At 63.0% G+C, this 25,635-nt stretch carries 34 protein-coding genes; 20 read left to right on the forward strand and 14 right to left on the reverse strand.

Translation table 11 applies throughout. The features are described 5' to 3' along the window. Positions 1-72 precede the first annotated feature (72 nt). On the reverse strand, positions 73-606 hold the full coding sequence (rcdA, locus tag AC0L3E_RS08975) for a protease adaptor protein RcdA (RefSeq protein ID WP_127320883.1): 534 nt from the start codon (positions 604-606) through the stop codon (positions 73-75). 449 nt (positions 607-1,055) lie between these two features. Further along, positions 1,056-1,436 carry a hypothetical protein gene (locus AC0L3E_RS08980; protein WP_127268487.1) on the reverse strand — a complete coding sequence of 127 codons (381 nt, stop codon included), beginning with the start codon at positions 1,434-1,436 and terminating at the stop codon, positions 1,056-1,058. 323 nt (positions 1,437-1,759) lie between these two features. Here AC0L3E_RS08980 and AC0L3E_RS08985 point away from each other — a divergent pair, with 323 nt between their 5' ends. After that, complete coding sequence (locus tag AC0L3E_RS08985; RefSeq protein ID WP_128306864.1) at positions 1,760-2,311, forward strand: DUF2269 family protein; 552 nt, start codon at positions 1,760-1,762, stop codon at positions 2,309-2,311. Between the two features lie 32 nt (positions 2,312-2,343). Here AC0L3E_RS08985 and AC0L3E_RS08990 read toward each other — a convergent pair whose 3' ends face one another. The 3 genes from AC0L3E_RS08990 to AC0L3E_RS09000 form a co-directional block, all read right to left on the reverse strand. Beyond that, positions 2,344-3,114: a sulfite exporter TauE/SafE family protein gene (locus AC0L3E_RS08990; protein ID WP_473604630.1), complete on the reverse strand. Its 771-nt coding sequence runs from the start codon at positions 3,112-3,114 to the stop codon at positions 2,344-2,346. Between the two features lie 119 nt (positions 3,115-3,233). Beyond that, positions 3,234-3,962, reverse strand: a complete 729-nt coding sequence (locus AC0L3E_RS08995; protein ID WP_128306865.1) for a class I SAM-dependent methyltransferase — start codon at positions 3,960-3,962, stop codon at positions 3,234-3,236. Positions 3,963-4,025: 63 nt separating this feature from the next. Continuing rightward, on the reverse strand, positions 4,026-4,505 hold the full coding sequence (locus AC0L3E_RS09000) for an Lrp/AsnC family transcriptional regulator (protein WP_127268483.1): 480 nt from the start codon (positions 4,503-4,505) through the stop codon (positions 4,026-4,028). Positions 4,506-4,639: 134 nt separating this feature from the next. Here AC0L3E_RS09000 and AC0L3E_RS09005 point away from each other — a divergent pair, with 134 nt between their 5' ends. The 9 genes from AC0L3E_RS09005 (at position 4,640) to AC0L3E_RS09045 (ending at position 12,617) form a co-directional block, all read left to right on the forward strand. Then, positions 4,640-5,545 (forward strand): DMT family transporter, encoded by a 906-nt coding sequence (locus AC0L3E_RS09005; RefSeq protein WP_127268482.1) that lies wholly within the window; start codon positions 4,640-4,642, stop codon positions 5,543-5,545. 134 nt (positions 5,546-5,679) lie between these two features. Next, on the forward strand, positions 5,680-6,327 hold the full coding sequence (locus tag AC0L3E_RS09010; RefSeq protein ID WP_127272276.1) for a thiamine phosphate synthase: 648 nt from the start codon (positions 5,680-5,682) through the stop codon (positions 6,325-6,327). A gap of 1 nt (position 6,328) precedes the next feature. Then, positions 6,329-7,369 carry a tetratricopeptide repeat protein gene (locus tag AC0L3E_RS09015; protein WP_127270840.1) on the forward strand — a complete coding sequence of 347 codons (1,041 nt, stop codon included), beginning with the start codon at positions 6,329-6,331 and terminating at the stop codon, positions 7,367-7,369. Between the two features lie 173 nt (positions 7,370-7,542). Continuing rightward, positions 7,543-8,109 (forward strand): elongation factor P, encoded by a 567-nt coding sequence (gene efp / locus AC0L3E_RS09020; RefSeq protein WP_013529127.1) that lies wholly within the window; start codon positions 7,543-7,545, stop codon positions 8,107-8,109. Between the two features lie 85 nt (positions 8,110-8,194). Next, positions 8,195-8,995 carry an inositol monophosphatase family protein gene (locus AC0L3E_RS09025; protein WP_013529126.1) on the forward strand — a complete coding sequence of 267 codons (801 nt, stop codon included), beginning with the start codon at positions 8,195-8,197 and terminating at the stop codon, positions 8,993-8,995. Between the two features lie 106 nt (positions 8,996-9,101). Continuing rightward, positions 9,102-9,788, forward strand: a complete 687-nt coding sequence (gene trhA / locus AC0L3E_RS09030; protein WP_164898423.1) for a PAQR family membrane homeostasis protein TrhA — start codon at positions 9,102-9,104, stop codon at positions 9,786-9,788. A gap of 104 nt (positions 9,789-9,892) precedes the next feature. Then, positions 9,893-10,918: a MotA/TolQ/ExbB proton channel family protein gene (locus AC0L3E_RS09035; RefSeq protein WP_027037204.1), complete on the forward strand. Its 1,026-nt coding sequence runs from the start codon at positions 9,893-9,895 to the stop codon at positions 10,916-10,918. Position 10,919: 1 nt separating this feature from the next. Further along, on the forward strand, positions 10,920-11,951 hold the full coding sequence (locus AC0L3E_RS09040) for a peptidoglycan -binding protein (protein ID WP_127327624.1): 1,032 nt from the start codon (positions 10,920-10,922) through the stop codon (positions 11,949-11,951). Positions 11,952-12,188: 237 nt separating this feature from the next. Further along, positions 12,189-12,617 (forward strand): hypothetical protein, encoded by a 429-nt coding sequence (locus AC0L3E_RS09045; RefSeq protein ID WP_127380653.1) that lies wholly within the window; start codon positions 12,189-12,191, stop codon positions 12,615-12,617. Between the two features lie 75 nt (positions 12,618-12,692). Here the strand turns inward: AC0L3E_RS09045 and AC0L3E_RS09050 are convergent, their stop codons facing one another. Next, positions 12,693-13,046 (reverse strand): DUF1304 domain-containing protein, encoded by a 354-nt coding sequence (locus tag AC0L3E_RS09050; protein WP_473604631.1) that lies wholly within the window; start codon positions 13,044-13,046, stop codon positions 12,693-12,695. 141 nt (positions 13,047-13,187) lie between these two features. Between AC0L3E_RS09050 and AC0L3E_RS09055 the strand changes: the two genes are divergently transcribed. Further along, complete coding sequence (locus AC0L3E_RS09055; RefSeq protein ID WP_473604632.1) at positions 13,188-14,675, forward strand: carboxypeptidase M32; 1,488 nt, start codon at positions 13,188-13,190, stop codon at positions 14,673-14,675. Between the two features lie 30 nt (positions 14,676-14,705). Here the strand turns inward: AC0L3E_RS09055 and AC0L3E_RS09060 are convergent, their stop codons facing one another. Beyond that, entirely contained in the window at positions 14,706-16,505 is a 1,800-nt protein-coding gene (locus AC0L3E_RS09060; protein ID WP_128306870.1) for an ABC transporter transmembrane domain-containing protein, read from the reverse strand. A 206-nt stretch (positions 16,506-16,711) separates the two neighbouring features. Here AC0L3E_RS09060 and rpmE point away from each other — a divergent pair, with 206 nt between their 5' ends. Beyond that, on the forward strand, positions 16,712-16,933 hold the full coding sequence (gene rpmE, locus AC0L3E_RS09065; RefSeq protein WP_023811830.1) for a 50S ribosomal protein L31: 222 nt from the start codon (positions 16,712-16,714) through the stop codon (positions 16,931-16,933). A 101-nt stretch (positions 16,934-17,034) separates the two neighbouring features. Further along, positions 17,035-17,535: a hypothetical protein gene (locus tag AC0L3E_RS09070; RefSeq protein ID WP_128306871.1), complete on the forward strand. Its 501-nt coding sequence runs from the start codon at positions 17,035-17,037 to the stop codon at positions 17,533-17,535. Positions 17,536-17,544: 9 nt separating this feature from the next. Here the strand turns inward: AC0L3E_RS09070 and AC0L3E_RS09075 are convergent, their stop codons facing one another. Beyond that, entirely contained in the window at positions 17,545-18,186 is a 642-nt protein-coding gene (locus AC0L3E_RS09075; RefSeq protein ID WP_128306872.1) for a TetR/AcrR family transcriptional regulator, read from the reverse strand. Between the two features lie 104 nt (positions 18,187-18,290). Between AC0L3E_RS09075 and AC0L3E_RS09080 the strand changes: the two genes are divergently transcribed. Genes AC0L3E_RS09080 through AC0L3E_RS09090 form a run of 3 tightly spaced genes read left to right on the forward strand, consistent with a single transcriptional unit; the run spans position 18,291 to position 19,776 of the window. After that, positions 18,291-19,124 carry an NAD(P)H-binding protein gene (locus AC0L3E_RS09080; protein ID WP_292334542.1) on the forward strand — a complete coding sequence of 278 codons (834 nt, stop codon included), beginning with the start codon at positions 18,291-18,293 and terminating at the stop codon, positions 19,122-19,124. 1 nt (position 19,125) lies between these two features. After that, positions 19,126-19,605 carry an anthrone oxygenase family protein gene (locus AC0L3E_RS09085; RefSeq protein WP_473604633.1) on the forward strand — a complete coding sequence of 160 codons (480 nt, stop codon included), beginning with the start codon at positions 19,126-19,128 and terminating at the stop codon, positions 19,603-19,605. 21 nt (positions 19,606-19,626) lie between these two features. After that, complete coding sequence (locus AC0L3E_RS09090) at positions 19,627-19,776, forward strand: glycine zipper domain-containing protein (protein WP_292565232.1); 150 nt, start codon at positions 19,627-19,629, stop codon at positions 19,774-19,776. A gap of 18 nt (positions 19,777-19,794) precedes the next feature. On the opposite strand, the gene AC0L3E_RS09095 is transcribed toward AC0L3E_RS09090, so the two are convergent. From AC0L3E_RS09095 to AC0L3E_RS09105, 3 genes are all read right to left on the reverse strand, one after another. Then, the gene (locus tag AC0L3E_RS09095; RefSeq protein ID WP_127269210.1) at positions 19,795-20,133 is read right to left on the reverse strand and encodes an Rdx family protein; all 339 of its coding nucleotides are present in this window, start codon (positions 20,131-20,133) and stop codon (positions 19,795-19,797) included. Next, positions 20,130-20,879: a YebC/PmpR family DNA-binding transcriptional regulator gene (locus tag AC0L3E_RS09100; RefSeq protein ID WP_023811824.1), complete on the reverse strand. Its 750-nt coding sequence runs from the start codon at positions 20,877-20,879 to the stop codon at positions 20,130-20,132. The genes AC0L3E_RS09095 and AC0L3E_RS09100 overlap by 4 nt, the downstream gene beginning before the upstream one ends. A 206-nt stretch (positions 20,880-21,085) precedes the next feature. Further along, the gene (locus AC0L3E_RS09105) at positions 21,086-21,409 is read right to left on the reverse strand and encodes an ArsR/SmtB family transcription factor (RefSeq protein ID WP_127399198.1); all 324 of its coding nucleotides are present in this window, start codon (positions 21,407-21,409) and stop codon (positions 21,086-21,088) included. A 52-nt stretch (positions 21,410-21,461) separates the two neighbouring features. Here AC0L3E_RS09105 and AC0L3E_RS09110 point away from each other — a divergent pair, with 52 nt between their 5' ends. From AC0L3E_RS09110 to AC0L3E_RS09125, 4 genes are read left to right on the forward strand one after another with little or no spacing between them, the layout of a single operon-like run. Next, a complete protein-coding gene (locus AC0L3E_RS09110; RefSeq protein WP_127411812.1) occupies positions 21,462-21,944 on the forward strand; it encodes an SRPBCC domain-containing protein in 483 nt (160 codons plus the stop codon). A 45-nt stretch (positions 21,945-21,989) separates the two neighbouring features. Then, positions 21,990-22,382, forward strand: a complete 393-nt coding sequence (locus tag AC0L3E_RS09115) for a VOC family protein (RefSeq protein WP_473604634.1) — start codon at positions 21,990-21,992, stop codon at positions 22,380-22,382. 49 nt (positions 22,383-22,431) lie between these two features. Next, positions 22,432-22,794, forward strand: a complete 363-nt coding sequence (locus AC0L3E_RS09120; RefSeq protein ID WP_292334552.1) for a hypothetical protein — start codon at positions 22,432-22,434, stop codon at positions 22,792-22,794. Positions 22,795-22,820: 26 nt separating this feature from the next. Then, positions 22,821-23,288, forward strand: a complete 468-nt coding sequence (locus AC0L3E_RS09125; RefSeq protein ID WP_473604635.1) for an SRPBCC family protein — start codon at positions 22,821-22,823, stop codon at positions 23,286-23,288. Positions 23,289-23,304: 16 nt separating this feature from the next. On the opposite strand, the gene AC0L3E_RS09130 is transcribed toward AC0L3E_RS09125, so the two are convergent. The 3 genes from AC0L3E_RS09130 to AC0L3E_RS09140 all read right to left on the reverse strand — a co-directional run bounded on the left by AC0L3E_RS09130 (position 23,305) and on the right by AC0L3E_RS09140 (position 25,622). Continuing rightward, the gene (locus tag AC0L3E_RS09130) at positions 23,305-24,066 is read right to left on the reverse strand and encodes a TerC family protein (protein ID WP_127269216.1); all 762 of its coding nucleotides are present in this window, start codon (positions 24,064-24,066) and stop codon (positions 23,305-23,307) included. Positions 24,067-24,140: 74 nt separating this feature from the next. Next, on the reverse strand, positions 24,141-24,965 hold the full coding sequence (locus tag AC0L3E_RS09135) for a TIGR00282 family metallophosphoesterase (protein WP_127270387.1): 825 nt from the start codon (positions 24,963-24,965) through the stop codon (positions 24,141-24,143). Between the two features lie 69 nt (positions 24,966-25,034). Continuing rightward, complete coding sequence (locus AC0L3E_RS09140; protein WP_127270386.1) at positions 25,035-25,622, reverse strand: 5-formyltetrahydrofolate cyclo-ligase; 588 nt, start codon at positions 25,620-25,622, stop codon at positions 25,035-25,037. Positions 25,623-25,635: the final 13 nt, after the last annotated feature.

Raw genomic sequence — 25,635 nt, forward strand, 5'->3', positions numbered from 1 at the left:
CCGACTTTACCTCCGGCCCACAGCGATGCCAGCGAAATGTGAACAAACCGGAAACAGAAGACAGACCGTGGTCTAACCCCGAGCGAAAGCCGTGTTGAGCAGGCTGATCTGGTCGGAAACTGGATTGAGGCGGCGAGCCATCGGTTGCATGTCGACCAAGGCGCCCGAGCCATAGATCTCCTCGTCCATGCGGCGCACCAGTGCTTGCAGGCGCAGCGAGCGGGTGACGAGATCGAGGAAATCCTCGGGCAACTCGGCCCAGCCGGCGGCTTCGTCATGGGCGGAAGCGGTGTCGAGACGCACCTTGGACTTTTCCGACGCGACCTGGTCGCGGGTCATCTCGCCGGAATTGGCGGCGCGCTGCAAAAGCAGCCAGGACGCAACCTGCATCAGCCTGGTGGTCAGCCGCATCGATTCGGCCGCATAGAGCGTGGCGCCCAGCCGCGACAGTTTCTTTGCCTCGGCCCGGCCCTTGCCGTCGAGATATTCGGCGGCCTGTTCGACCAGGCCCATGCCTTCCTGGTAAAGCGGCTTGAAGGATTGCGAGAACACCCGGCGCTCCGCCAACTTGACGGTTTTTGCACTGCCCTTCGAAGGCTCGTTCATTGATACGCCCCTGCACTTGCAACCGGCCGATTCGGCTCCCTGCCGATACACCCGGAACCCTATCTGACTGAAGCTTGAAAATGCGCTTCGTCACCGGCGAAGGCAAGCACATGTTTAACAGAAGGTTAACGGCGAGCCGCCATTGGGCGGCCCCGCTGAGACGCGGACAAAAAGGGAAATGAAGACAAAAAAAGAGCCGCGGATAAGGCGGCTCTCAGGAGTTTAACAGGGAGGCGTCAAACAAAGTGGCTCCAACCACTCGGTAAGAATCCAGATCACTGGATGAACATAGTAAACACCTGTAAAGCTTAATGAAGCCTTAACGGCGCGGATGTTTTTTGACCGAACGCCGCCATACTGTGCCGTAACAGGACAGCATCTCCTGCGTCAGGCTAGCTCAGGCTGTCCTCCAGATCGCCGGCACAGCCTCACCTTACCCCAGGTCCAGCTCAGGCCGTCTTCCAGATCGCCGGCAAGGCGATGAAGGCGAACAGCAGCATGGCTGCGTAGAAGCCCATCGAGGAGGCCGCCACCAGCGGTTCGATCGCGGCATTGCCGGCAAGCAGGAAATAGAGGCCGATCAGCAGGCCGATGCCGCTGATTGCGGTCAGCCAGAAATGAACGGTGGCGAGCGTCTTCTGCCCGATGGCAGGGAACAAATGGTAGAAGAAGGCGAAGACCGCCGACATCAGCCATCCGGCCACCATCGTGTGGGCGTGAGTCGGCATCTGACCGTGATCCTGGCTGATCGACATGTGCAGGCCGAGCGCCATGCCGCACAGCGAATAGATGACGGCCAGTGTGAAGAAATTCCGTGCTACCCCTTGCATGCCTGTCCCCCGAATTGCCTTTTCCCGTTGTGGGAATGGGTTGATCGTCAGGCGATTGTTGTCGCCACCGGGCTCCCGGCGTTAGCGCGCTAGCATCGGCGATGTTTCCGGACGATGTCGCGCCGACCCCCCTGACGATTCGTACATTAGCAGGAAATCAGATAGCGCGTTCACTATCTCAGCCGCTTCTTCATTGCCTGAAACAGATCCGGTTTTTTCGCGACATCGTTCCGAAACAGGCGCCACGCTAAACGCCCGCTCCTCTGACGGCCGGCGCAAATCAGCGCCGCCGCAACCTGACCGGAACACTGCAGGAGCAACCCATGGACTGGTACTCGATCGTCAAATTCCTCCACGTCACTACCGCCATTCTGTGGGTCGGAGGCGGCTTCGTGCTGTTCCTGCTGGGAATGCTTGCCGAGCGGGCGGGCAACATAGAGGAAAAACTGCAGGCAATGCGCGCCAGCGGTCAGCTGGGCGGCAGGTTCTTCGCGCCGATGTCGATGCTGACGCTGATTTTTGGCCTCATCATGTGCTGGTTCTGGGTCGGCTTCTCCGACCTGTGGATCCTCATCGGCCTGGCCGGCTACGCCACGACCTTTTCGATCGGCATGTTCATCTTCAAACCGACCGGCGAGCGCATGGGCGCAATGATCGCCAAGGAGGGCGTCACACCAGAGGTTCTTGCCATCGGCCAGCGTATGATGAGCGCGGCGCGCTTCGACTATGCCGTGATGGTGGTCATCATTGCCGACATGGTGCTCAAGCCGACCGTGCATGACATCGGCATCCTTGCCGGGATGGTGCTGGCCGTCTTGATCGGCGCCACACTGGCCTTTGGCGCCAACCGCCGTCTCGTGCCGAGCGCTGCCTGACCCTGATGACGGGCGGCGGCGCAGCCGCCTTTCTACATCAGACCTGCGATGCCATCCCACAGCAGCTTCAGTGCAACGACCGCGACGGTTGCATAGGTGAAGGGATAGAAGGTTTCCGGCCGCATCCGCCGCACCAGCCAGGCCCCGGCAATGGTCGACAGCGGCGCCAGCGGCATCAGCACCGCCGATGCCGTCAGATTGGCGGTGTCGAACTGGCCGAGCGCGAAATAGGGCACCAGCTTCAGCGCATTGGTGGCGGCAAAGAAGATCGCGGCGGTGCCCGACAGAACCTTCGGATCGAGCCGGATCGGCAAGGCATAGACCTGGAAGGGCGGGCCGCCGACATGGGCGACGAAACTGGTGAACCCGGCGACCGTGCCCCAGACGGCGGCGGCCACGCGGTTGGGCACGGCAGCGTGATCGGCGCCATGGCGGAACTGCAGATAGAGCCAGCGCAGGACGAAGATGATGGCGACGGCGCCGACGATCAGCCGCACCGCCTCTTCGGTCACCAGTGCCGCCGTCAGCCAGCCAAGGCCGATGCCGATGACGGCGCCCGGCATCATGTCGACCAGCATCTTGCGGTCGTAAACGCCCCACCATGTCCATACCGAGACGATGTCCATCAGGCACAGGATCGGCAGCAGGATGGCCGCCGCCTGCACCGGCGGCATGGTCAGCGCCATCAGCGGCACGCCGACGAAACCGACGGCGCCGCCAAAGCCGCCCTTGGACAGGCCGACCAGAATGACCGCCGGAATGGCAGCCGCATAGAACCACGGATCGAGAAGCAGGCCTGACATGGGAGGGGGGACTGGTCCGGAGGGAAAGCGGGTCGACGCTTGAATAGCCCAGAATGCCCGGCGGAGCGACAGCAAATATGAGCGTGGCGGCGGCACACTCGGCCGACGCCGGCCAGTGCCTAGCGCCGAGCCGAGACCAGCAGGAACATCGGCCGCTCGAGCTCTTCCGCCAGTTCCGGCTTGGCTGCGATTTGCGCATCGGTCGGCCGGAATTCCTCGACATGGCCGATGGTGAAGCCGGACCGGATCAGTGCGTTAAGGGTGGTGCCGATCGTGCGGTGATGTTTCACCACGCCCTTGGCCAGCCAGTCGGTGCTGCGCGGTCCTTCCACCAGATATTGGTCGACAGGCCACGTCTTGCGGCCTTCGCTATCGATCACCCAGCCGGGTTTGGTCGGCGCCATGAAGATCGGATGTTCCGTCGAAAAGACGAAACGCCCGCCAGGCGCCAGGGCCCGATGCACGGTCCCGAACAGACGCGACACATCCTCGACATAGTGCAAGGCGAGCGAGCTGTAGACGAGATCGAAGCTGGCTTCCGGCAGGCTGAGCCGATCGAGATCGGCCGTCTCATAGCTTATGCCAGCATCGGGACCGGCGGCCCTTGCCCGGGCAAGCATCTTCTCCGACAGATCCAGGCCAAGCACCTGCGCCGCCCCATGCTCGCGAGCCCAGCGGCAGAACCAGCCGAAGCCGCAGCCGAGATCGACGACCCTCAAGCCGCCGACATCGGGCAGCATGGCGCGCAGGGCCGGCCACTCGGCGGCACCCTCCAGCCCCGCGACCGAACGGCCGAGCTGGCTATAGCCTGCGAAGAAATCCTCACGATCGTATATATTCTGCGCCATGGTTCCGGCCTCGTTTGGGCCGGCACACTAACCAACCGGCCACCGGCTTTCCACCCAACTCGATCAGGAGGCCTGCAAGACCTTTGCCCTATCCCGAGAGGCGGTTGCGTCAAGCGGCGGCGGCCGCCGCCGGATCGGCTGCGCCTTGATGATGGCGGTGCTGGTCTCGGCCTTGTCGGCGATACGGTCCAAAATCCCGTCGAGATCGCCGATCGAACGCACGAACAGTCGGGCGACGAAACAGTCATCGCCCGTCACCTTGTCGCATTCGCCGAATTCGGGAATCTCCTCGATCAGCTTCTGGACAATGTGCAGCTTGCCCGGCAAAGGCCGGATGCGCACGATCGCCTGCAGGGTATAGCCGAGCGCCAGCGGATCGATCTCGACAGTGAACGCCCGGATGACGCCGCGCTCCTCGAGCCGTCGCAGCCGCTCCGAAACGCTTGGCGACGACAGCCCGACCTGGGCGGCCAGTTCCTTCAGCGAGGTCCGTGCATCCTTGACCAGGATTTCAAGGAGATTTCGGTCGAGATCGTCCAGCATCTTTTTCTTTCCCCGATAGTTTGGAGTTTTCTCCTAATATAATTAGGCCAACCGGCCATACACCCTTTCCAATCAGATGGAAAGCTTCGCGGCAGCATGAGATTATGGCGGCTCAACCGATATGGAGGTTTGTTGTGAACGAAACGGTGCGCGGCACGGTCGAAATGTCAGCCGCAATGGCCATCCTGGGAACGATCGGATGGTTCGTCGTCCTGTCCGGCCAGCCGATCATGGATGTGGTGTTCTGGCGTTGCGCTTTCGGTGCGCTGACGCTGCTCATCATCTGCGCCGGGCTGGGATTGCTGCGCAACAGGCTGTCGCTGCGCATCATCGGCATCGCCGCGCTCGGCGGCGTCGCCATCGTCGTCAACTGGTTGCTGCTGTTCAGCGCCTTCTCGCGCGCGTCGATTTCGATCGCCACCGCCGTCTACAACACGCAGCCTTTCATGCTGGTCGGCTTCGGTGCGCTTTTCTTCGCCGAGCGGCTGACCCTGACCAAGCTGACCTGGCTGGCCATCGCCTTCGCCGGCATGGTTCTGATAGTGCAGTCGGCTCCCGATGCCGGCGATATCGGCACGGATTATTTCACCGGCATCGTCATGGCGTTGGGCGCGGCTTTCTTCTGGGCCGTCGCCGCCATCGTCACCAAGAAGCTCAAGGGCACGCCGCCGCACCTCATCGCGCTGATCCAGGTCTGCGTCGGCGTCGTCATGCTGGCGCCTTTCGCCAATCTTGCAGAGCTTCCGGCCGATGCCTGGAGCTGGACCATGCTGGCGACGCTCGGCATCGTCCATACCGGCCTGATGTACATACTGATGTACGGCGCCATCCAGAAGCTGCCGACGCATCTGCAGGGATCGCTGTCCTTCATCTATCCGGTCGTCGCCATCCTGGTCGATGTCGTCGCCTTCGGCCATCGGCTGCATCTGAGTCAGGTCGTCGGCGCCACCGCCATCCTGATCGCCGCCGCCGGCATGAATCTCGGCTGGACGCTGTGGAAGGGCAAACCGCCCGTGGCGAGCCCGCACCCGATCAAATGAAGCGCCCCGCCGGATGCCCGGCGGGTCAAACATCGCGATCCCGGCTGCCCGCCTGTTCAAAGCGGGCACTTTGCTCTATGCCGCAATCCAACCATCTTCGCCCGGCATAGGCGAAACGCGGGACCCGAAGAACCATGAATGAAGCAACGCCCCCCAATCGCTGTCGCATCGTGCTGATCGCGCCGTCCGGCGTGCCGGCGGCCCGTATTGTCGCGGCATTCGATGGCGGCGATGTCGCTTCGCTGATCCTGCCCGAGAACGGCATGGATGAAGCCTCCTTCCAGGCTTTCGCCGAACAGATCGTGCCGGCAGCGCAAGCCGCCGGCGTTGCTGTCATCATCGCCGGCGACACCCGCATAGCCGGCCGCGTCCAGGCCGACGGCATCCATGTCGAGGTCTCCAAGGCCGAACTTGCCGAGACGATCGAGCATTTCCAGGCAAAGATGATGGTCGGCACCGGCGGCGCCAAGACACGTGACGACGCGCTCGAGCTTGGCGAGACGCGGCCAGACTACATCTTCTTCGGCCGCTTCGGTTACGACAACAAGCCCGAACCGCACCCGCGCAACCTGTCGCTCGGCGCATGGTGGGCGGACATGATCCAGATCCCTTGCATCGTCATGGCCGGATCCGACATCGCCTCGGTCGAAGCCGTGGGCGCCACCGGCGCTGAATTCGTGGCGCTGTCGAGCGCCGTGTTCGCCGACGGCACCGATCCCAGGACAGCGGTCGCCACCGCCAACGCGCTGCTCGACGAGACCGCGCCGCGCTTCGAGGACTGAAATGTCCTCGGCGACGCTTCCCCTCCAGGCTCTGCTTGCGGTGCTGATGGTCCAGGCTGCCGCCGCGGAGACCATTCCCCTGCCGCAGCCCAAGCCGGAAATCGGCGTCCACACCGACAAGCCGATCGACAAGCCGTTGCCGCAGCCCGCTACCACGGCCGAGCCCGCGCCGCTGCCGTCGGCCGACACGGTCAATCCCGACCGCTTCGGCGCAAAACCTGCCGACGCGGCCTATGGCGCCTTCCAGCGCGGTCTCTACAAGACAGCTTACAATCTGGCATTGGTCCGGGCGCAAAACGGCGATCCGGCGGCGCAGACCTTGGTGGCCGAGATCCTGTCGCGGGGGCTCGGTGTGCCGGTCAATTCGGCGCAAGCGGCGAAATGGTACGCGCTGGCCGCCGAACAGGGTGTGCCGGAATCGCAGTTCCAGTATGCGCTGATGCTGCTCGACGGCCGCTACGTCAAAAAGGATGGAAAAGAGGCCTACGCCTTGATGCAGGCCGCCGCCGAAGCCGGCAACCGGCTGGCGCAATTCAATTTCGCGCAGATGCTGGTCCAGCAGGACCCCGGCGACGCCGGCATGGCCAAGGCGGTTTCCTACTATGAGCGCGCCGCCGCGACCGGCCTCGCGGACGCGCAATATGCAATGTCGCAGATCTACGCCAACGGTGTCGGTGGCAAGCCACGTGACGACGCCCAGGCAAGGCGCCTGCTGGCGCAGGCCGCAAGGCAGAACTACGACACCGCGCAGATCGATCTCGCCGCCTGGATGATCGAAGGCCGCGGCGGTGCGCGCGACCTGAAATCCGCCTTCGGCTGGATGAAGCAGGCGGCGGAGGGCGGCAATGTCGCCGCCCAGAACCGCCTGGCCAAGCTCTATATGCAAGGCATCGGCACCGATCCGGACCTTGTGCTTGCCGGCGCCTGGTACGTCGTCGCCCGCCGTGCCGGCCTCATCGACCCACAGATGGACGACTTCCTGCAGGGGCTGGACGACGACCAGACCAAGCAGGCGCTGCAGAAGGCCAACCGGCTGCCTTGACGGCGGTTCTCGCGGTCATTCCAAGTGTAACCTCGGCTCCCCTCGCCTGGCACCGACCTGCCCGCTCCCTTGCCTCTTCTGGCGATTTGTGGTCTTGGGAGCCCGAAATCGCTTTCCCAGCGAACATCCATACCGACGGCGTGGCCGTTGGCATCATTCCGGATCATCTCATCATGGCCAAGATCAATGGCAACGAAATCCGTCCCGGCTATGTCATCGAGCATGATGGCGGGCTTTGGGTGGCGGTCAGGACCAACACCGTCAAGCCCGGCAAGGGCGGCGCCTACAATCAGGTCGAACTGAAGAACCTCATCAACGGCACCAAGCTCAACGAGCGCTTCCGCTCGGCCGAGACCGTCGAACAGATCCGGCTCGACCTGAAGGATTTTTCCTTCCTTTACGCGCAGGAAGACGCACTGGTGTTCATGGACACCCAGAGCTACGAGCAGCTCGAATTGAACAAAGACTTCGTCGGCGATCGCGCCGCCTTCCTGCAGGACGGCATGATGGTGACGGTCCAGCTCTACGAAGAGCGGCCGATCGGCATTTCGCTGCCCGACTATGTGACGCTGACCATCACCGAGGCCGACCCGGTGGTGAAGGGTCAGACGGCGGCATCGTCCTACAAGCCGGCGATCCTGGAGAACGGCATCCGCGTCCTGGTGCCGCCCTTCATCGGCGCCGGCGAGCGCATCATCGTCGACACCAACGAAATCACTTACGTGCGCCGCGCCGACTGACGCATGTCGCCCAAAAGTGGCCGGGTTCCGGGTCACCGACATGCATCGAGGCAGAATTTAAAGCGCAGCACCGGGAAAAAGCACTATGGCACGCTCAGCCCTTCTCAACGTCATGGTCCAGGCCGCAATGAAGGCCGGCCGCTCGCTGTCGCGCGACTTCGGCGAGGTGCAGAACCTGCAGGTCTCGATGAAGGGCCCCGGCGATTATGTCAGCCAGGCCGACCGCAAGGCAGAGGACATCGTCTTTGCCGAATTGTCCAAGGCTCGGCCCGGCTATTCCTTCCTGATGGAAGAGCGCGGCGTGGTTGAAGGCGACGACGGCCAGCATCGCTGGATCGTCGACCCGCTCGACGGCACCACCAATTTCCTGCACGGCATTCCGCTCTTTGCCGTTTCGATCGCGCTGGAGCGCCAGGGCCAGATCGTCGCCGGCGTCATCTACAATCCGGCGATGGACGAACTCTACACCTGCGAACGCGGGGGCGGCGCCTTCATGAACGACCGCCGCTTGCGCGTCGCCGGCCGCATCAAGCTGGTCGACACCGTGATCGGCTGCGGCATGCCGCATCTCGGCCGCGGCCACCACGGCAATTTCCTGGTCGAACTGCGCAATGTCATGGCCGAGGTTTCCGGCGTCCGCCGCCTCGGCTCCGCATCGCTCGATCTCGCCTATGTCGCCGCCGGCCGCATGGATGGCTTCTGGGAAACCGGCCTGTCGGCCTGGGACATCGCCGCCGGGCTGCTTTTGATCCGCGAGGCGGGCGGCTTCGTCTCCGACATGGATGGCGGCCAGGACATGCTCGACAACGGCTCGGTCGTCGCCGGCAACGAGATCATCCAGCGCGCTTTGCTGAAGGTCGTGAAGAAGCCGCTCTCCTCCCGCTGACAGCCACGCCGCGCTGATGCGCCGCAGTCGCAAAACCGCAATGGAAGCTTGAAATACTGCCCGGCATGCGCCCAAATTGAAGGGCGCGGTGCAGGAACCCGGCTTAGTGAGAGACAACCAACCCTACCCCGATATCCCGTTCATCGGACGCTGGCACTATTCGCGTGCCGAGATGATCGCAGACGGTGTTGTCCACGCGATCGGCATCGTGCTGGCGATCGCGGCAGGGTCGGCACTGCTGGCGCTTGCCGCCTTTCGTGTCGGACCTGGCGAATACATCGCCGCCGCCTTCTACGTGGTTTCGCTGCTCACCGTGCTCTCGGTGTCGATGACCTACAATCTGTGGCCGGTGTCGTCGCCGTTGAAATGGGTGTTGCGGCGTTTCGACCACGCCGCGATCTATCTGCTGATCGCCGCGACCTATACGCCTTTCCTGGCGCAGCTCGAAGGCTCGCCGCTGGCGCGCTGGATGATCGTGCTGGTCTGGACCGCGGCAGTGCTGGGTATTGCCATCAAGGTGTTCTTTCCCGGCCGTTTCGACCGGCTGGCGATCGGTTTCTATCTCGCCATCGGCTGGAGCGGCATCATCCTGGTCAAGCCGCTTGTCCAGACGCTGCCGACGACATCGATAGCGCTGATCGTCGCAGGCGGCATCGTCTACTCCTGCGGCGTCATCTTCTTCGCCTGGAAGGGGCTGCGCTTCCACAACGCGCTGTGGCACGGTTTCGTCGTCACCGGTGCTGGCCTGCATCTGGCCGCCATGGTCGACTGTCTGGTCATCAATCGCTTCTGACATTCTCGACGCGGCAATATTGCCAAGCGCCATTCAATTTGGTCACAATTCCGTTTAGAGTCGCGGTTTACGTGATCGGCGGCGGCATCGGAAACGGGGCACGGATGGCTTTTCTCAGATCCTTCGGCATGGGCAGACGTTCTGATGTCCTGATCTACGACCCGCATAAATTATCGAGCCCGCAGGTCTTTTTGCTCACCATGGTGATCTTCCTGGTCATCGTCGCCTTCATCGCCGCCATCCTCACCCGACAGATCTCAACCGCTTTTGGCAGCAATCCCGGCCTCAATGGCCTGATCGTCGGCGTGCTGGTGGTCGGCATCCTTTTGGCCTTCGCCCAGGTCGGGCGACTGTTTCGCGAAGTGCGCTGGGTCAACTCCTTCCGTGCCGGCTCGGAAACGACAGAACCAGTGCTTCTGGCGCCGATGAAGGCGATGATCGGCCGCTCCTCGGCGACGGCCTTCTCGACCAGTTCGATGCGCACCATGCTCGATTCCATCGCCACCCGCCTCGACGAAAGCCGCGACACCTCGCGCTATCTCGTCGGCCTGCTGGTGTTCCTCGGCCTGCTCGGCACTTTCTGGGGACTGTTGAACACCATCGGTTCGATCCGCGAGACCATCGAATCGCTCGATCCCGGCACCGGTGACGCCGCCGCGGTGCTCGATTCCCTGAAGCAGGGGCTTTCGGCGCCGCTGGCCGGCATGGGCACCGCCTTCTCGTCCTCGCTGTTCGGCCTCTCCGGCTCGCTGGTGCTCGGCTTCCTCGACCTGCAGGCCGGTCGCGCCCAGACACGCTTCTACACCGAACTGGAAAACTGGCTGTCCTCGGTGACCGACCTGTCGTCGGACATCGTCGTCGCCGACCCAGCCAAGACCGAATCCTCCGACGAGATCCGGGTGCTGTCGGAACGGCTGCGCTCGATGCAGGAGAATGGCGGCGGCTCCAACCCGCGCGTCGCCACCGCCATGGCCAATCTCGCCGACGGCATTTCCGGCCTGGTCAAGAACATGCGCTCGGAACAGCAGATCATGCGCGACTGGGTCGAAGCCCAGTCCGACGAGCAGAAGGCGATGCGCAACACGCTGGAAAAGATCGCCGATGCCCTGAAGAAGCCCGGAGTTCACTGAAGTGGCACTCGCCAGGGGCCGGCGCACCGATCGCCGCATCGACTACTGGCCGGGTTTCGTCGACGCGCTGTCGACGCTGCTTTTGGCCATCATGTTCCTGCTCACGGTCTTCGTGCTGGCGCAGTTCCTGCTGGGACGCGAAATCTCCGGCAAGGATACGGCACTCTCGCGCCTCAACTCGCAGATCAACGAGCTGACCCAGTTGCTGGCGCTGGAGCGCTCGACGGCGCAGGACAAGGATGATTCACTGGCCAATCTGCAGGCGTCGCTGTCAGCCGCGCAAGCGGAAAGGAGCCGGCTCCAACAGTTGCTGGCGCAAGGCGCCGGTGCCGGCGACGCCGCCAACCAGCGCGCCGCGGCGCTCGGCGGCGAACTCGACAGCCAGCGCCAGATCAGCCAGCAGGCGCTGAGCCAGGTCGAGATCCTCAACCAGCAGATCGCGGCACTGCGCAAGCAGATCGGCGCGCTCGAGGATGCGCTCAACGTCTCCGAAATCCGCGACCGCGATTCAAACACCAAGATCGCCGACCTCGGCCGTCGCCTCAACGTCGCACTGGCACAGCGCGTGCAGGAGTTGAACCGCTACCGCTCCGACTTCTTCGGCCGCTTGCGCGAAATCCTCGCCGACCGCGAGAACATCCGTATCGTCGGCGATCGCTTCGTCTTCCAGTCGGAAGTGCTGTTCCCGACCGGCTCCGAGGTGATCAACGATGCCGGCAAGGTCGAGATGAAGAAGCTCGCCGACGCCATCATCGAGTTGCAGAAGGAAATCCCGCCCGAGATCAACTGGGTGCTGCGCGTCGACGGCCACACCGACAACAAGCCGCTCTCCGGCGCCGGCCGCTACCGCGACAATTGGGAGCTGTCGACGGCGCGTTCGACCTCGGTGGTGAAATTCCTGATCGAGAACGGCGTGCCTGCCAACCGGCTCGTAGCCGCCGGTTTCGGTGAGTTCCAGCCGCTCGACCCCGCCGACACTGAAGAGGCGCGCAATAAGAACCGCCGTATTGAACTGAAGCTCACCGAACGTTGATCTAAAATCACGCGAACTTGTTCGCCGGCTCAACTCTAGGGCGCAGATAGAGGCCGACAAGGCCTGAAAAGATTATCTTTTTTTAATTACACATTGTCGCAGGGCGATCCTAGCTTGCCGACCGGGCCGAGAACCGCCGGCGATGAACCCCCTCATCGCGACGCGACGGAACCGGACGGCCCAAGGCCGGAAGGCAGGCGGACAACCGCCGCCTTCCTCTACAAGAGGAGACGCGTGATGCGCTCTTTCAAGACCTCGCTTAGAACTGCTACACTCACGGCGTTCCTCATCGCCGTTCCGCTTGCCGGCGCCTATGCCGCGGGCCATCACAAGGGCGCTCTCGACGCGGCCGATCCGACCGACATGACTGGCCCGCGTGTCGAGGCGCTTATCGCACAGGTGCAGGGCGTCCGGCAGGGCATCGTGGATGCAAGACAGGCCAACAACATCACCCCGGCCGTGGCGGAACGCCTGGAAATGCGCACGGCCCACATCGGTCAGGCGGCAGAGAAAGTCGCCGCGTCCGATCACGGCAGGATACCGGCCGCGCAATATCATGACCTGCTGCGCCGGCTCGACAATGTCGACCAGCGCCTGAGGGTCGATACCGGCAGCGGTTTCCTGATGGGCGACGGCGACGACGGCGGCAACTACCCGAACGGCTGAGGCCATAGCGCCCGAAACGGTCCAAGAGGAAGGGATCACCTGACGCTTTCGGGAGCCATCCCGCGGGCGTCCTTTTTACCAGCCCAGCCAGACCGCGATCAGCGCGGCAATCGCCGGCACGGTCTGGATAAACAGGATTTTGCGGCCAACCGTTGCCGCGCCATAGAGGCCGGCAATAGCCACGCACAGCAGGAAAAACACCTTGACCTGGAAACCGGCCGCCCCGAGGTAAAGCCCCCAGATGAAGCCGGCGGCGAGGAAACCGTTGTAGAGCCCCTGATTGGCGGCGAGCATCTTGGAGGCGCTGGCGAATTCCGGGGTCAGGTTGAAAGCCTTGTGTCCGCGCGGCGTGTCCCACAGCACCATCTCCAGATAGACGATGTAGGCATGGATCAAGGCCACCAGCCCAACCAGGATGTTGCCGATCATTTCGTCCCCCTTGCGTTGTCGCCGGCAGCATTCCATGCGCGGCATCGCCTGCGCAAGATGCATTTGCCCGACGGCATCCGAGGGTTGCCAACGCATTTGTGTTGGTGTCTTTTCGCGCCGTCCCCAATCACGGAAGCCGCCATGTCCTTTCAGAAACTCGATGACCTCTGCCACAAGCTCGAAGCGCTCGAGCATGCACTGGCCATCCTCGGCGCCGACGAGGCCACCCACATGGCTGTCGGCGGTGGCGAGAAACGTGCCGAGGCGATGTCGGCACTGGCCGGCATGTATCACACCAGGGCAACGGCGCCGGAGATAGCGGACTGGATCGCCGCGGCCGAGCAGGAAGCGTTGGGTGAAGAGCAGCGCACTGCGGTCTCGGAACTGCGGCGGCAATACACCAACCTGACCTGCCTGCCGGTCGAATTTGTCGAACGCCAGACGACCGCGCGCATGCGTTGCGAGCAGCTGTGGCGCGGCCTGCGCGCCAAGAACGACTGGGCGAGCTTCCAGCCCGCGCTGGAGGGCGTCGTGGCGCTGGTGCGCGAGGAGGCGGCGCTGCGTGCCGATGTGCTCGGCCTCGCCCCCTATGACGCGCTGATGGAGCAATACGACCCCGGCAACCGCACCGCCGACATCACGCCTGTGTTCACCGACCTGAAGGCTTTCCTTAAAGGTTTCGTGCCGGAGGCGCTGGCTATCCAGGACGCACGGCTGCGCAAGCGCCCGCTGAAGCCGCTCTCAGGCACCTATGCGATCGACCGGCAGCGCGAGCTCGGCCTTGCGATGATGGCGGCGGTCGGCTTCGACCTGACACACGGGTCGCTGTCGGTGTCGCACCATCCTTTCTGCGGCGGCGTGCCGAGCGACGTGCGCATCACCACCCGCTACAAGACTACAGACTTCCTGTCGGCGCTGATGGGCGTACTGCACGAGACCGGCCATGCGCTCTACGAACAGAACCTGCCGAAGGCATGGTCGCACTGGCCGCTCGGCAAGGCGCGCGGCATGGCCGTGCATGAAAGCCAGAGCCTGTTCGTCGAAAAACAGCTCGGCCGCAACCCGGCCTTCTGGAACTGGGCGCTGACGGTGGTTGAAAAGCATCTCGGTGAGGCCTGGTCGCTCGAGGATATCCTGCCGCATGTACATCGCGTCGAGCGCGGCCTGATCCGTGTCGATGCCGACGAGGTGACCTACCCCCTGCATGTCATCCTGCGCTACGAACTGGAGCAGGAGCTCGTCGCGGGCCGGCTGGAGGTCGCCGACCTGCCCGAAGCCTGGGACGCCAAGATGCGCGATTACCTCGGTCTTTCCACCATCGACAATCCGGCCGACGGGCCGATGCAGGACGTGCATTGGCCAGGGGCCGCCTTCGGCTATTTCCCCTCCTATACGCTGGGCGCGATGATGGCGGCGCAGCAATGGGCGGCGCTGACGCGGGATCATCCTGCCGCCGATGACGATCTCGCCAAAGGCAATTTCGAGGCGATCAACGAGTGGCGCCGCGAAAAAATCTGGTCGCAGGGATCGCGCTGGTCGACGCCGGATCTGCTCGAACGCGCTACCGGCGAAAAGCTCAACGCCACCTATTTCGTGAACCATCTGAAGCAGCGATACGGAGCCGTATAGCGGCTGCCGGCACGGCGGAAATGTTTCTGCCTACTCCGCCGCGCCCCTGAAAGCACTGGCGCCGGTTTCGAACTGCAGCTTGGCCAGCCGCGCATAGATGCCGCCCTTGGCGACAAGGCTTTGATGCGTGCCTTCCTCGACGATCGAGCCGCCATCCATGACCAGGATCCTGTCGGCCTTCAGCACCGTTGCCAGGCGGTGGGCGATGACGATCGTGGTGCGGCCCTGCATCAGACGTTCCAGCGCCGTCTGCACCAGCGTCTCGCTTTCGGCGTCGAGTGCCGAGGTGGCCTCGTCGAGCAGCAGGATCGGGGCGTCGCGCAGGATGGCGCGGGCGATCGCCACCCGCTGGCGCTGGCCACCTGACAGCGTCACGCCGCGCTCACCGACCTGGCTGTCATAGCCTTTTTCCAGCTTGAGGATGAATTCATCGGCAAGTGCATCCTTCGCGGCCGTCTCGATTTCGGCCTTGCTGGCTCCCGGCCGGCCGAAACCGATATTGTCACGCGCGCTTGCCGCGAAGATGGTGACGTCCTGCGGCACGATCGCGATGCGCTGGCGGACCGAAACGGGATCGGCCTCGCGCACGTCGACGCCATCGATCAGGATCTTGCCCGTTTCGGGATCGTAGAAGCGCAGGATCAGTGAAAACACCGTGCTCTTGCCGGCTCCTGACGGCCCGACGATCGCCACCGTCTCGCCCGGCATGACCTGAAAGCTCAAGCCATGCACGGCGGCACGGTCCGGCCTTGCCGGGTAGGAGAAGGAGACATTGTCGAAGGCGATCGCGCCCTTGGCGACGGCCGGCAGCGGCTTCGGATCGGCGGGAGCCTGGATCGCCGGCTTCTCGGCCAGGATCTCGGTCAGCCGTTCGGCGGCGCCCGCCGCTTGCGCAAGCTCGCCCCAGACTTCCGACAGGGCGCCCAGCGCGCCGGCGGCGAACACCGAATAGAGCAGGAACTGACCGAGCGTACCGGGCGATATCGAACCTTCGAGCACGTCGCGCGAGCCGAACCACAGCACCGCCACGACGGACGAGAAGATGGTGAAAATAGCGAAGAAGGTAAGGAAGGAGCGCGCGAAGATCGACGAGCGTGCCGCCTCGAAAGCGGCTTCCACCGCGGCCGAGAAATGTCCGGTGACCAGCTTTTCATTGGTGAAGGCCTGCAGCGTGCGCACGGCGCCGATCTGTTCGCTGGCATAGGCGGTGGCATCGGCAAGCGTATCTTGCGCCTGGCGTGATTTGCGCCGCACCGAACGGCCGAAGGCGACCAGCGGCAGGACGATCACGGGTATCGCTGCAATGACCAGGCCCGACAGTTTCGGACTGGTGATGACCATCATCCCCACCGCGCCAAGGCCGAGGATGACGTTGCGTAGCGCCACCGAGGCCGTCGCTCCGACCGCCGACTTGACCTGCGTCGTGTCGGCGGCAAGCCGCGACACGATCTCGCCCGACTGGGCGGTATCGAAGAAGGCAGGCGAAAGCGTCGTCACATGGGCGAAGACATCGCGCCGGATGTCGGCGACGACGCGCTCGCCCAGCGTGATGACGAAATAGTAGCGACCGGCCGATGCGGCCGCCAGCACGGCGGCCATCGCCACCAGGGCGGCGAAATATTCGGCAATGAAGGTGGTGCTGGACGACGAGAAACCATGATCGATCATGCGTCGCACCGCCAGCGGCAGCGCCAGCGTGGTTGCCGCCGCGATGACCAGCGAGATGATGGCGCCGACGACCAGTGTGCGATAGTGCGTGATGTAGGGGAACAGGCGCCGGAGCGGCTTGAGCGAGCGCCGGCGCTCGTCTGCGCTGCTGATTTGCGCCATCCCGATGTTTCCTCCAGCCGCCCTTGGGGTCTGCGCCTCAATATGCGCTTGCCGCGGCCTTGTGATTCAATTCCGGCTGATGTATAGGCTCGCCGACCGTTTTAGAAGCCGTGGCTCCTCAATAGCTGCGGCTTCGAGTTTTAAAAAGAGGCGCATCGACGCAGGCTTATGCCCGTCAGCCGCGCCGGCAAGCCAGGAACCGAGCCATGAAGAGCGCTATTCATCCCGACTACCACACCATCAAGGTCGTCATGACCGACGGCACCGAATACACGACCCGTTCGACCTGGGGCAAGGAAGGCGATACGATGAACCTCGATATCGACCCGACCACCCACCCGGCCTGGACCGGCGGCCAGCAGACCCTGCTCGACCGCGGCGGCCGCCTGTCGAAGTTCAAGAAGCGTTTCGAAGGTTTCGGCATCTAAGCCTGACAATCGTTTAGCAGATCAAAAACCCGCCCTCGTGGCGGGTTTTTTTGTTGACCACGGGCAGCCTTGGTGGAACGCAATGGTTCTCGGAGGGCAAGATGTTTATTCTCGACGACGAGCGATGGTCCGGCCTTAAAGGCGGATACAAGGTGGCCTACGATCCTCGACCGGCATTGCGAACACTGACCCTTCGCTATGATGACAAAACGGTCTGGGACGAACTTTGGAATGAGTTGCATCATCAGGGGGACGTTGGAGACGCGTCTTACGCTGCGGTCGTTGAAATCGTTCGCATCTCCGAAGGTCACGCTCCGGCTTACTGGGGAGCCTATGGTCTGGCCGCAACCATCGAAGAAGCGCGACTGCTCGACGACCGGAACCCGAAGATTCCTGCTTGGATCGAACCGCATTACAAGGCAGCGTGGCGAACGCTTCTGCATTTGGCATTGCGGGATCTGGCAACTTCCACCGATGACGAGACGGTGAAATGCGCATTGTCCGTCATCGCGCTCTATCGCGGCCAGTTCAACCTCGGCCGCATGGCGATGTGCACAGAGGATGAACGCGCGGAAATGCTGAAGGACTATTTTGGCCGCTAGTGCGCGTTGCTACTCGGCCAGCAATTCCCTCAGCGCCATGCGCTTGTAGGCGGCGACCAGCCTGTCGCCCTCCTGGCGCTCGACGGAAATCGCCAGCCGCATGGCGGCCTCGCCCATTTGCCAGATGAGGAACGCCGTCGTTTCCAACGCCACCGGATCGGCGGCTGGCCGCAGCCGTTTCAGCACCGCGGTGAGAAATTCCGCGTTAGCGCGGCTGTCGGCGAGTTCGAGTTGGCGCAGCGCCTTGTCGGCTTGCGTGCCCGACCAGATGTCGCGCATCACCGGTTCGGCCAGGAACAGCCGGTAATAGATATCGACCAGTTCCGAAAACGCCCGGCCCAGCCCTTCGGCGTCGCTGACACCAGCCAGTGCGGCTGAGATGCAGGCCTGGCTTTCGGCGGTGTAGCGCTCGGCCAGCGCCCAGATGATCGCCCGCTTGTCCGGAAAGAACTGGTAGAGCGACCCGATCGACACCCCTGCCCGTTCCGCCACCTCCCCCATGCGCATGGCATCGCTGCCTTGCTCGGCGATCAGCGCCGAGGCAGCCGCCAGCATGCGCTCGACCCGCTCGCGGCTGCGTTGCTGGCTCGGCGCCCGGCGCGGCGAAGCAATCTGCTCCCGCGGGGAAACCGGCGCGGCCGTGTCTTCCATGACTGACTCCAATGCCAGCAAAATCGCTTGACTCGCAAAATACGAGGGTTTATCACATTTTGCAAATGTGAGGATTATTCATATTTTAAACAGAGGAAACGGTTATGACTGACCCGACAACCAAACCAATTCTGATCCTCGGCGGCACCGGCAAGACCGGCCGCCGTCTCGCCGAGCGGCTGACGGCGCACGACCTGCCGGTGCGGATCGGCTCGCGCTCCGGTACACCGCGCTTCGACTGGGAAGTCCCAGCGACCTGGGGACCGGCAATGCAAGGCGTCAGCGCCGTCTACATCAGCTACTATCCCGACATCGCCGTGCCGGGCGCCGCTGAAACCGTCGACGCCTTCGCCAGGCTTGCGGTGCAAAACGGTGTCACCCGACTGGTGCTGCTGTCGGGGCGCGGCGAAACGGAAGCCCAGCGCGCCGAAGAGATGCTGAAGGCCTCGGGCGCCGACTGGACCATCCTGCGCTGCGCTTGGTTCTCGCAGAACTTCAGCGAAGGCTTCTTCACCGAGTCCCTGGCTGAAGGCGAAGTGGCGTTGCCGGTCGGCAATGTCGGCGAGCCCTTTGTCGATGCCGACGACATCGCCGACGCCGCCTTTGCGGTCCTGACTGAGCCACGGCATGTCGGCCAGCTCTATGAATTGACCGGGCCGCGGCTGCTGAGCTTTGCAGACGCGGTCGCCGAGATCGGCAAGGCAGCCGGGCGCGACATCCGCTTTGTCAGAATCTCGCATGACGAATTCACTACCGCAGTAGCCGCGCATGAGCTGCCGCCCGAATTCGGCTGGCTGCTCAATGAGCTGTTCACCCAGGTGCTCGACGGCCGCAACGAGTCGCTCACCGACGGCGTCCAGCGCGTGCTTGGTCGCCAGCCAAGAGACTTCTCCGCCTACGCAACGCAAACCGCCGCAACCGGCATCTGGAGCAACTGACATGATCGCGAAGCTTCTCCCCACCCTCATCTTCATCGCCGCAATCGGCTCGGGCATCGTCGGTGGCGTCTTCTTTGCTTTCTCCAGCTTCGTCATGCCGGGCCTCGCCCGCCTGCCAGCCGCAAGCGGCATTGCCGCGATGAATTCCATCAACGTCACAGCGGTGACGCCGCTGTTCATGACGGCGCTGTTCGGCACGACGCTGGTCTGCATTGTTGTCGCCATCGGTGCGGCGATCGGCTGGAGCCAGCCGGGCTCGCTCTGGCTGATTGTCGGCAGCCTGCTCTATCTCATCGGCATCGTGGTGGTGACGATGATCTTCAACGTCCCGCTGAACGATGCGCTCGCCGCCGTCGATCCGGCCAGCAGCAATGGCGCAGGCCTGTGGTCGCGCTACCTCAATGAATGGGTGATGTGGAACCATGTCCGCACCATCAGCGGCATAGCCGCGCTGGCATCCTTCTGGTTCGCCACGCGTTGACGACGATGGATGGAGCGACCGATGAAGGATCAATACGCAAATATGGCCTTCGGCATGGCCATCGGAGTTGGTGTCGGTTCCGCGATCGGCACCGCTCTGGATGATCTGCCGATGGGCGTTGCCGTGGGTATTGCGATTGGCGCCGCCGTCGGTGCGTGGCGACGCAAGTGACGGCAGCGCTGGCGACCCCTATGCCTTTGTCTTCCGGTCGGAATGGCCGAGGTCGCGGTCAGGATCAATGACATCGCGGACCAGTTGCTTCAGTTTGGCCGCGTCCGGAAAGCCGCCGTCGCGCTTGCGATCCCAGACAAGCACGTCATTGCAGGAAATGGTGAAGATGCCGCCGGTGCCGGGCACCAGCGTCACTTCGCCAAGGTCCGTGCCGAAGGTCGACAGCAGCTCCTGCGCCATCCAGCCGGCGCGCAGCAGCCACTGACACTGCGTGCAATAGGTGATGCGGATGACCGGCAACGGCTTTTCGCTCGTGGCGGGTATAGCTCCGCTCATTTCGGACTGAGCTTCGCTCATGCCGCGCTGAGCTTGGCCATGGTCTCGTCGTCGACTTCGAAGTTGGCGTAGACGCTCTGCACGTCGTCGTCATCCTCGAGCGTGGCGACCAGCTTCATCAGCGACTGTGCCCGCTCCTCATCGACCGGAACATTGTTTTGCGGCCGCCAGATCGGCTTGACCGATTCAGCCTCGCCGAGCGCGCCTTCCAGCGCCTTCGACACTTCGCCCATGTTCTCAAAGCCGCAATAGATGGTGTGGCCTTCCTCGTCGGATTCGACATCGTCGGCGCCGGCTTCGATCGCCGCATCCATGATCTTGTCGGCGCTGCCGGCCGATGCCGGATAGTAGATCTCGCCGGCACGGTCCCACATGAACGACACCGAACCCGTTTCACCCATCGCGCCGCCGGCCTTGGTGAAGGCAGCACGCACATTGGATGCCGAACGGTTGCGGTTGTCGGTCAGCGCCTCGACAATGACGGCGACGCCGCCCGGGCCATAGCCCTCGTAGCGCACGGCTTCGTAGTTCTCGGCATCGCCCATCGAGGCCTTGTTGACGGCGCGTTGGATGTTGTCCTTCGGCATCGACACCGCCTTGGCGTTCTGGATCGCCAGCCGCAAGCGAGGGTTCATCGATGGATCGGGCGTCCCGCTTTTGGCGGCGACGGTGATTTCGCGCGCCAGCTTGGAAAACATTTTAGACCGCACCGCATCCTGGCGGCCCTTGCGGTGCATGATGTTCTTGAACTGTGAATGGCCAGCCATGGTGTCGTCTTCTCGGCTAGAGCATCCCGAAGCGAAGTGATCTGACCTCGTTTCCGCAATGCCCGAATTCAAAATTTCAGAGCGTCTCAGGTGCAACTCGTGGAAGCACGGCGTTCTCTGTCGGAATGGCCGGCTTATAGATAAATCGGCTCAATTCGTCCAGCCGCACCGCGCATGCGGCGTAAGACATGACCTGCTGCGGCCGCTCATGCCTCGAGGTCCGACTTCAGCCGGTCGATGATGCTGAGGGCATGCCCGGCATACTGGCTGATCCACCGGTCGTGGATCTGCTTGATCGGCAGCGCGTTGAGATGGTTCCAGCGCTCGCGGCCGTCGCGCCGCGCAACGATCAGGTCGGCCTCCTCCAACACCTTGAGATGCAGCATCACGGTGCAGCGATCGATGTCGGGAAAGGCCTCGCACAGCATGCCGGTCGTCTTCGGCGTGTCCTTCAGCTGATCCAGCATTTCACGCCGGCGCGGATGCGCCAGCGCCTTGAAAACATTGTCGTCTTGCGATTGGCTTGACATGTTATGTTTCTATAACATATTGTTGAGCCGATCAAGGGAAGGAGTTGTGGATATGTCACTTGGATTCAGTGTTTCCGGACGCATCGGCAAGCCGGTCGCCGACGTCTTCGACGCCGTCGTCAATCCGAAGAAACTGAGCGGCTATTTCACCACGATCGGCGGCGCCAGCGCCCCGCTGGAAGCCGGTGCCGGCGTCGTTTGGTGGGGCAAGGTGCCGGTCGAGGTCGACGAAGTGGTCAAGGACCGCCGCATCGTGCTGCGCTGGGATGCCACCGACGCCGACGGCAAGCCGGCCTACAAGACCCGCATCGAGATGAATTTCGAACCGCTGGACGATGGCGGCACCTTCGTCACCATCGCCGAGAGCGGCTGGCAGGAAGGTGCGGTCGGCCTGAAGAAGTCCTACCTCAATTGCGAGGGCTGGTCGCAGATGCTGGCCTGCATGAAGGCCTATGTCGAATACGGCATCAATTTGCGCGACGGCTACTATCGCAGCGAGATGAAGGGCGAACCCGCCAACGAGACCAATATCTGAGCGGCCCTCATATCTGAGCGCCAGGGAGCAAGACGGAGGTCAACGATGAAGAAAGTAACGCCATTCCTGATGTTCGAGGGCAAGGCCGAAGAGGCAATGGCCCTCTATTGCGAGACCATTCCCGGCAGCAGCGTGCTTGACGTCACGAATTACGGCCCCGGCGAAGACGGCCCGCAAGGAACGGTCAAGCTGGCGCGGGTGTCGATCGCTGGGCTGGAAGTCATAGTCTTCAACAGCCCCGTGCACCACGCCTTCACGTTCACGCCATCGGCCTCGCTCTATGTGGACTGTTCCTCAGAAGAAGAGCTGAACCGAATTGTCGGGACGCTGGGCAAGGACGGCGCGTTCCTGATGCCACCGGACAATTACGGCTTCAGCCGCCGTTTCGCATGGCTCAACGACAAGTTCGGGGTCTCCTGGCAGATCAATCTCGCATGACCAGCCTGAGCAAAGGCGACAACAGCAGAACACGACAACGGAGCCAGCTATGACCACGAAAATCACCGGCGGCATCAACATCGCCATGAAGGTACCGCCGCACCAATATAAGGCGACGATCGCCTTCTACCGCGACGTCGTCGGCCTGAAGCCGTTTACAGACAAAGCACCGGCCATCGGCTTCGAGCTTGGCCCCAACCGCCTGTGGATCGATGAGGCGCCGATGATGAGCCAGGCCGAGGTGTGGCTGGAGCTGTTCACCAAGGATTTCCTCATGGCTGCGGATCATTTCGCCAAGGCCGGTGTTGTGCGTTGCGACGCCATTGAGCCCTTGGGCGAGGGCTTCCGCGGCGGCTGGATCACCAACCCTGCCAACATTATTCACATGCTGCGCGAACCGGACGCCTGGTGAGCGCCGAATCCCGAAAGGAGCATCCGATGGACATCCGCGAAAAACCATTCGCCGAAGCCGGCATGCTGATCCGGCGGCCTGTCGCCGATGTATTCGAGGCCATCGTCGATCCGGCCATCACCACGAAATTCTGGTTCACGCATGGCAGCGGCCGGCTGGACAGCGGCAAGCAGGTCCTCTGGGAGTGGCGCATGTACGGTGTCTCGACGACCGTCGACGTCAGCGAGATCGTCGCGAATGAAAAGATCGTCATGCAATGGAGCGATCCGCCGACCACGGTGGTCTGGACCTTCACCGAAATGCCCGACGAGATGACCTTTCTTGAGGTTCGCAATTTTGGCTTCGCCGGGGATGGCGACGAGCAGGTGAAAGAAGCCGTCGGCTCAACCGGCGGCTTCACGCTGGTGCTGGCCGGCGCCAAGGCGTGGCTGGAACAGGGCCTGACGCTCGGCCTGATCGGCGACCGTCACCCGAAGGGCGTGCCAGGACATTAGGTATTCAGGGTCTGCCTCAATGCCCGCCGCCCGACTTCTTACGTCGCCGCGCCAGCATGTTGAGCCCCTCGACCAATGCCGAAAAGCCCATCGCCGCATAGATGTAGCCCTTGGGCACATGGTAGCCCATGCCGTCTGCGATCAGCGTCATGCCGATCATCAGAAGGAAGCCCAGCGCCAGCATGACGATGCTCGGGTTCTTGGCGATGAAGTTGGCCAGCGGCCCGGCCGCCAGCATCATCACGGTGACCGCGACGATCACGGCGATGTACATGATGGCGATCTCGTCGGTCATGCCGACGGCGGTGATGATCGAGTCGATCGAGAAGACCAGGTCGAGCAGCAGGATCTGGAAGATCGCGCCGGCAAGGCTGATCTGCAGCGTCTCGCCCATCATCGTATCCTTGTGGTCGTCGGGATCGACGGTGTGATGGATCTCCTTGGTCGCCTTCCAGACCAGGAACAGGCCGCCGGCGATCAGGATCAGGTCGCGCCAGGAAAAACCGTGACCGAAGGCCGTGAACACCGGCGTGGTAAGCTGGACGATGATCGAAATGGTGGCCAGCAGCACCAGCCGCATGATCAGGGCCGCCGAGATGCCGAGCCGGCGGGCACGGGCCCGTTGTGCTTCCGGCAGCTTGTTGGTCAGGATCGAGATGAAGATCAGATTGTCGATGCCGAGCACGACCTCGAGCACAATCAGCGTCAGCAGCGCGACCCAAGCCGTCGGGTCGGAAACAAATTGAAAATGCGGCGCCAGGAATTCGATGAGCTGCATGGAGGTCGTCCCCTCTTTTAACGATCTAGAGCAGTGTCGCCGGCAGTTAGGTATTAAGCGTGCCTATATCAATGTCACGACCAGAAGGACGGTGCGGTTTCCTCCAGCCGTGGCCCGCGACGAAACGGCGCAATCCGCTCGGTCAGCCCTGTGCGGTCTGAAATATCGACGCCGACGCCGCACAAGGTCGCCGGTCCGGTCGCCGCCTCGAAGCGGCCTTTCGGCACCTTCGACAGGAACCGGTTGAGCGGCTCCTCCTTGTCCATGCCGAGCGAGGAATCATAGTCGCCGCACATGCCGGCGTCGGACATATAGCCGGTACCGCCGTTGAGGATCTGGTGATCGCCCGTCGGCTGGTGGGTGTGGGTGCCGATGACGAGGCTGGCGCGGCCGTCGACGAAATGCGCGAAGCACATCTTTTCCGAGGTCGCCTCGGCGTGGAAGTCGATAATCACGGCATCCGCCTGCTCGCCGAGCGGACAGGCGGCAAGCTCGCGTTCGCCGGCCTGGAACGGATCGTCGAGCTCGGGATGCATGAACACCCGGCCCATGATGTTGGCGACCAGCACGCGCGCGCCGCTCCTGGCGATATAGACACCGGAGCCGCGCCCGGGCGTGCCCTTGGGAAAGTTGGAGGGACGCAGGAAGCGCTCTTCGCGCGGCGCGAAGGCCAGCGCATCACGCTGGTCCCAGACATGGTTGCCGGTGGTGACGACATCGGCACCGGCCGCGATCGTCTCGCGAAAGATGTCTTCGGTGATGCCGAAGCCGCCGGCGGCGTTCTCGCCGTTGACGATGACGAAATCGAGTTTGAAGTCGGAGATCAGGCCGGGCAGCTGTTCCCACACCGCCGTGCGTCCTGTCTTTCCAACCATGTCACCGAGGAAGAGAAGTCTCATATGATCCCGCACCGAAGGTCAGCGAAAGCTGCATGACGCCAGTGAAGATCATGCGCCCCTTGTACTTATCTACAATTTTGGCGCGAAGCGGCGCAACCCGCTCTCGGTGAGTATTTCCGCAATGACGACGTCATGTTCCTCATCCGGCACCATTGCCACCTCCTGGCAGTCGAAGGCGATGCCGACCAGCCGCGGCGGCTCTCCCTTGTCGATCAGCTTGGCGATGGCGCGGTCGTAATAGCCGGCACCATAGCCGATGCGATGGCCGCGTGCATCGAAAGCGGCAAGCGGCACCAGCATCACAGAGGGGTCGAGCACCTCGGCTTCCTCGTGAGGGCCGACCGTGCCGAAACCCATCTCGACCATCGGCGCGCCGCGCACCAGTTCGCGAAAGACAATGGTGGTCTTGTCGAGAATGGCCGGCAGGCAAAGCCGCGCGCCCTTTTCGCGCAAGGCAAACATCAGCGGCCGAACGTCGACTTCCGAACGCATCGGCCAGAAGCCGGAAACGATCTGGCCCGGCTCGACATGGAGGTGATCGCGTGCCGTCTCGGCCATTTCAAGCGCGACCTCCACCCGCCAGAACTCATCGAGCGCATCGCGGCGTCCGAGGGCCTCACGGCGAAGCTGCTTTTTCAGGTCTTTGAGAGAGGTCATTCAGCCAGGGTAG

This window comes from Mesorhizobium sp. WSM4822, from assembly GCF_055811155.1.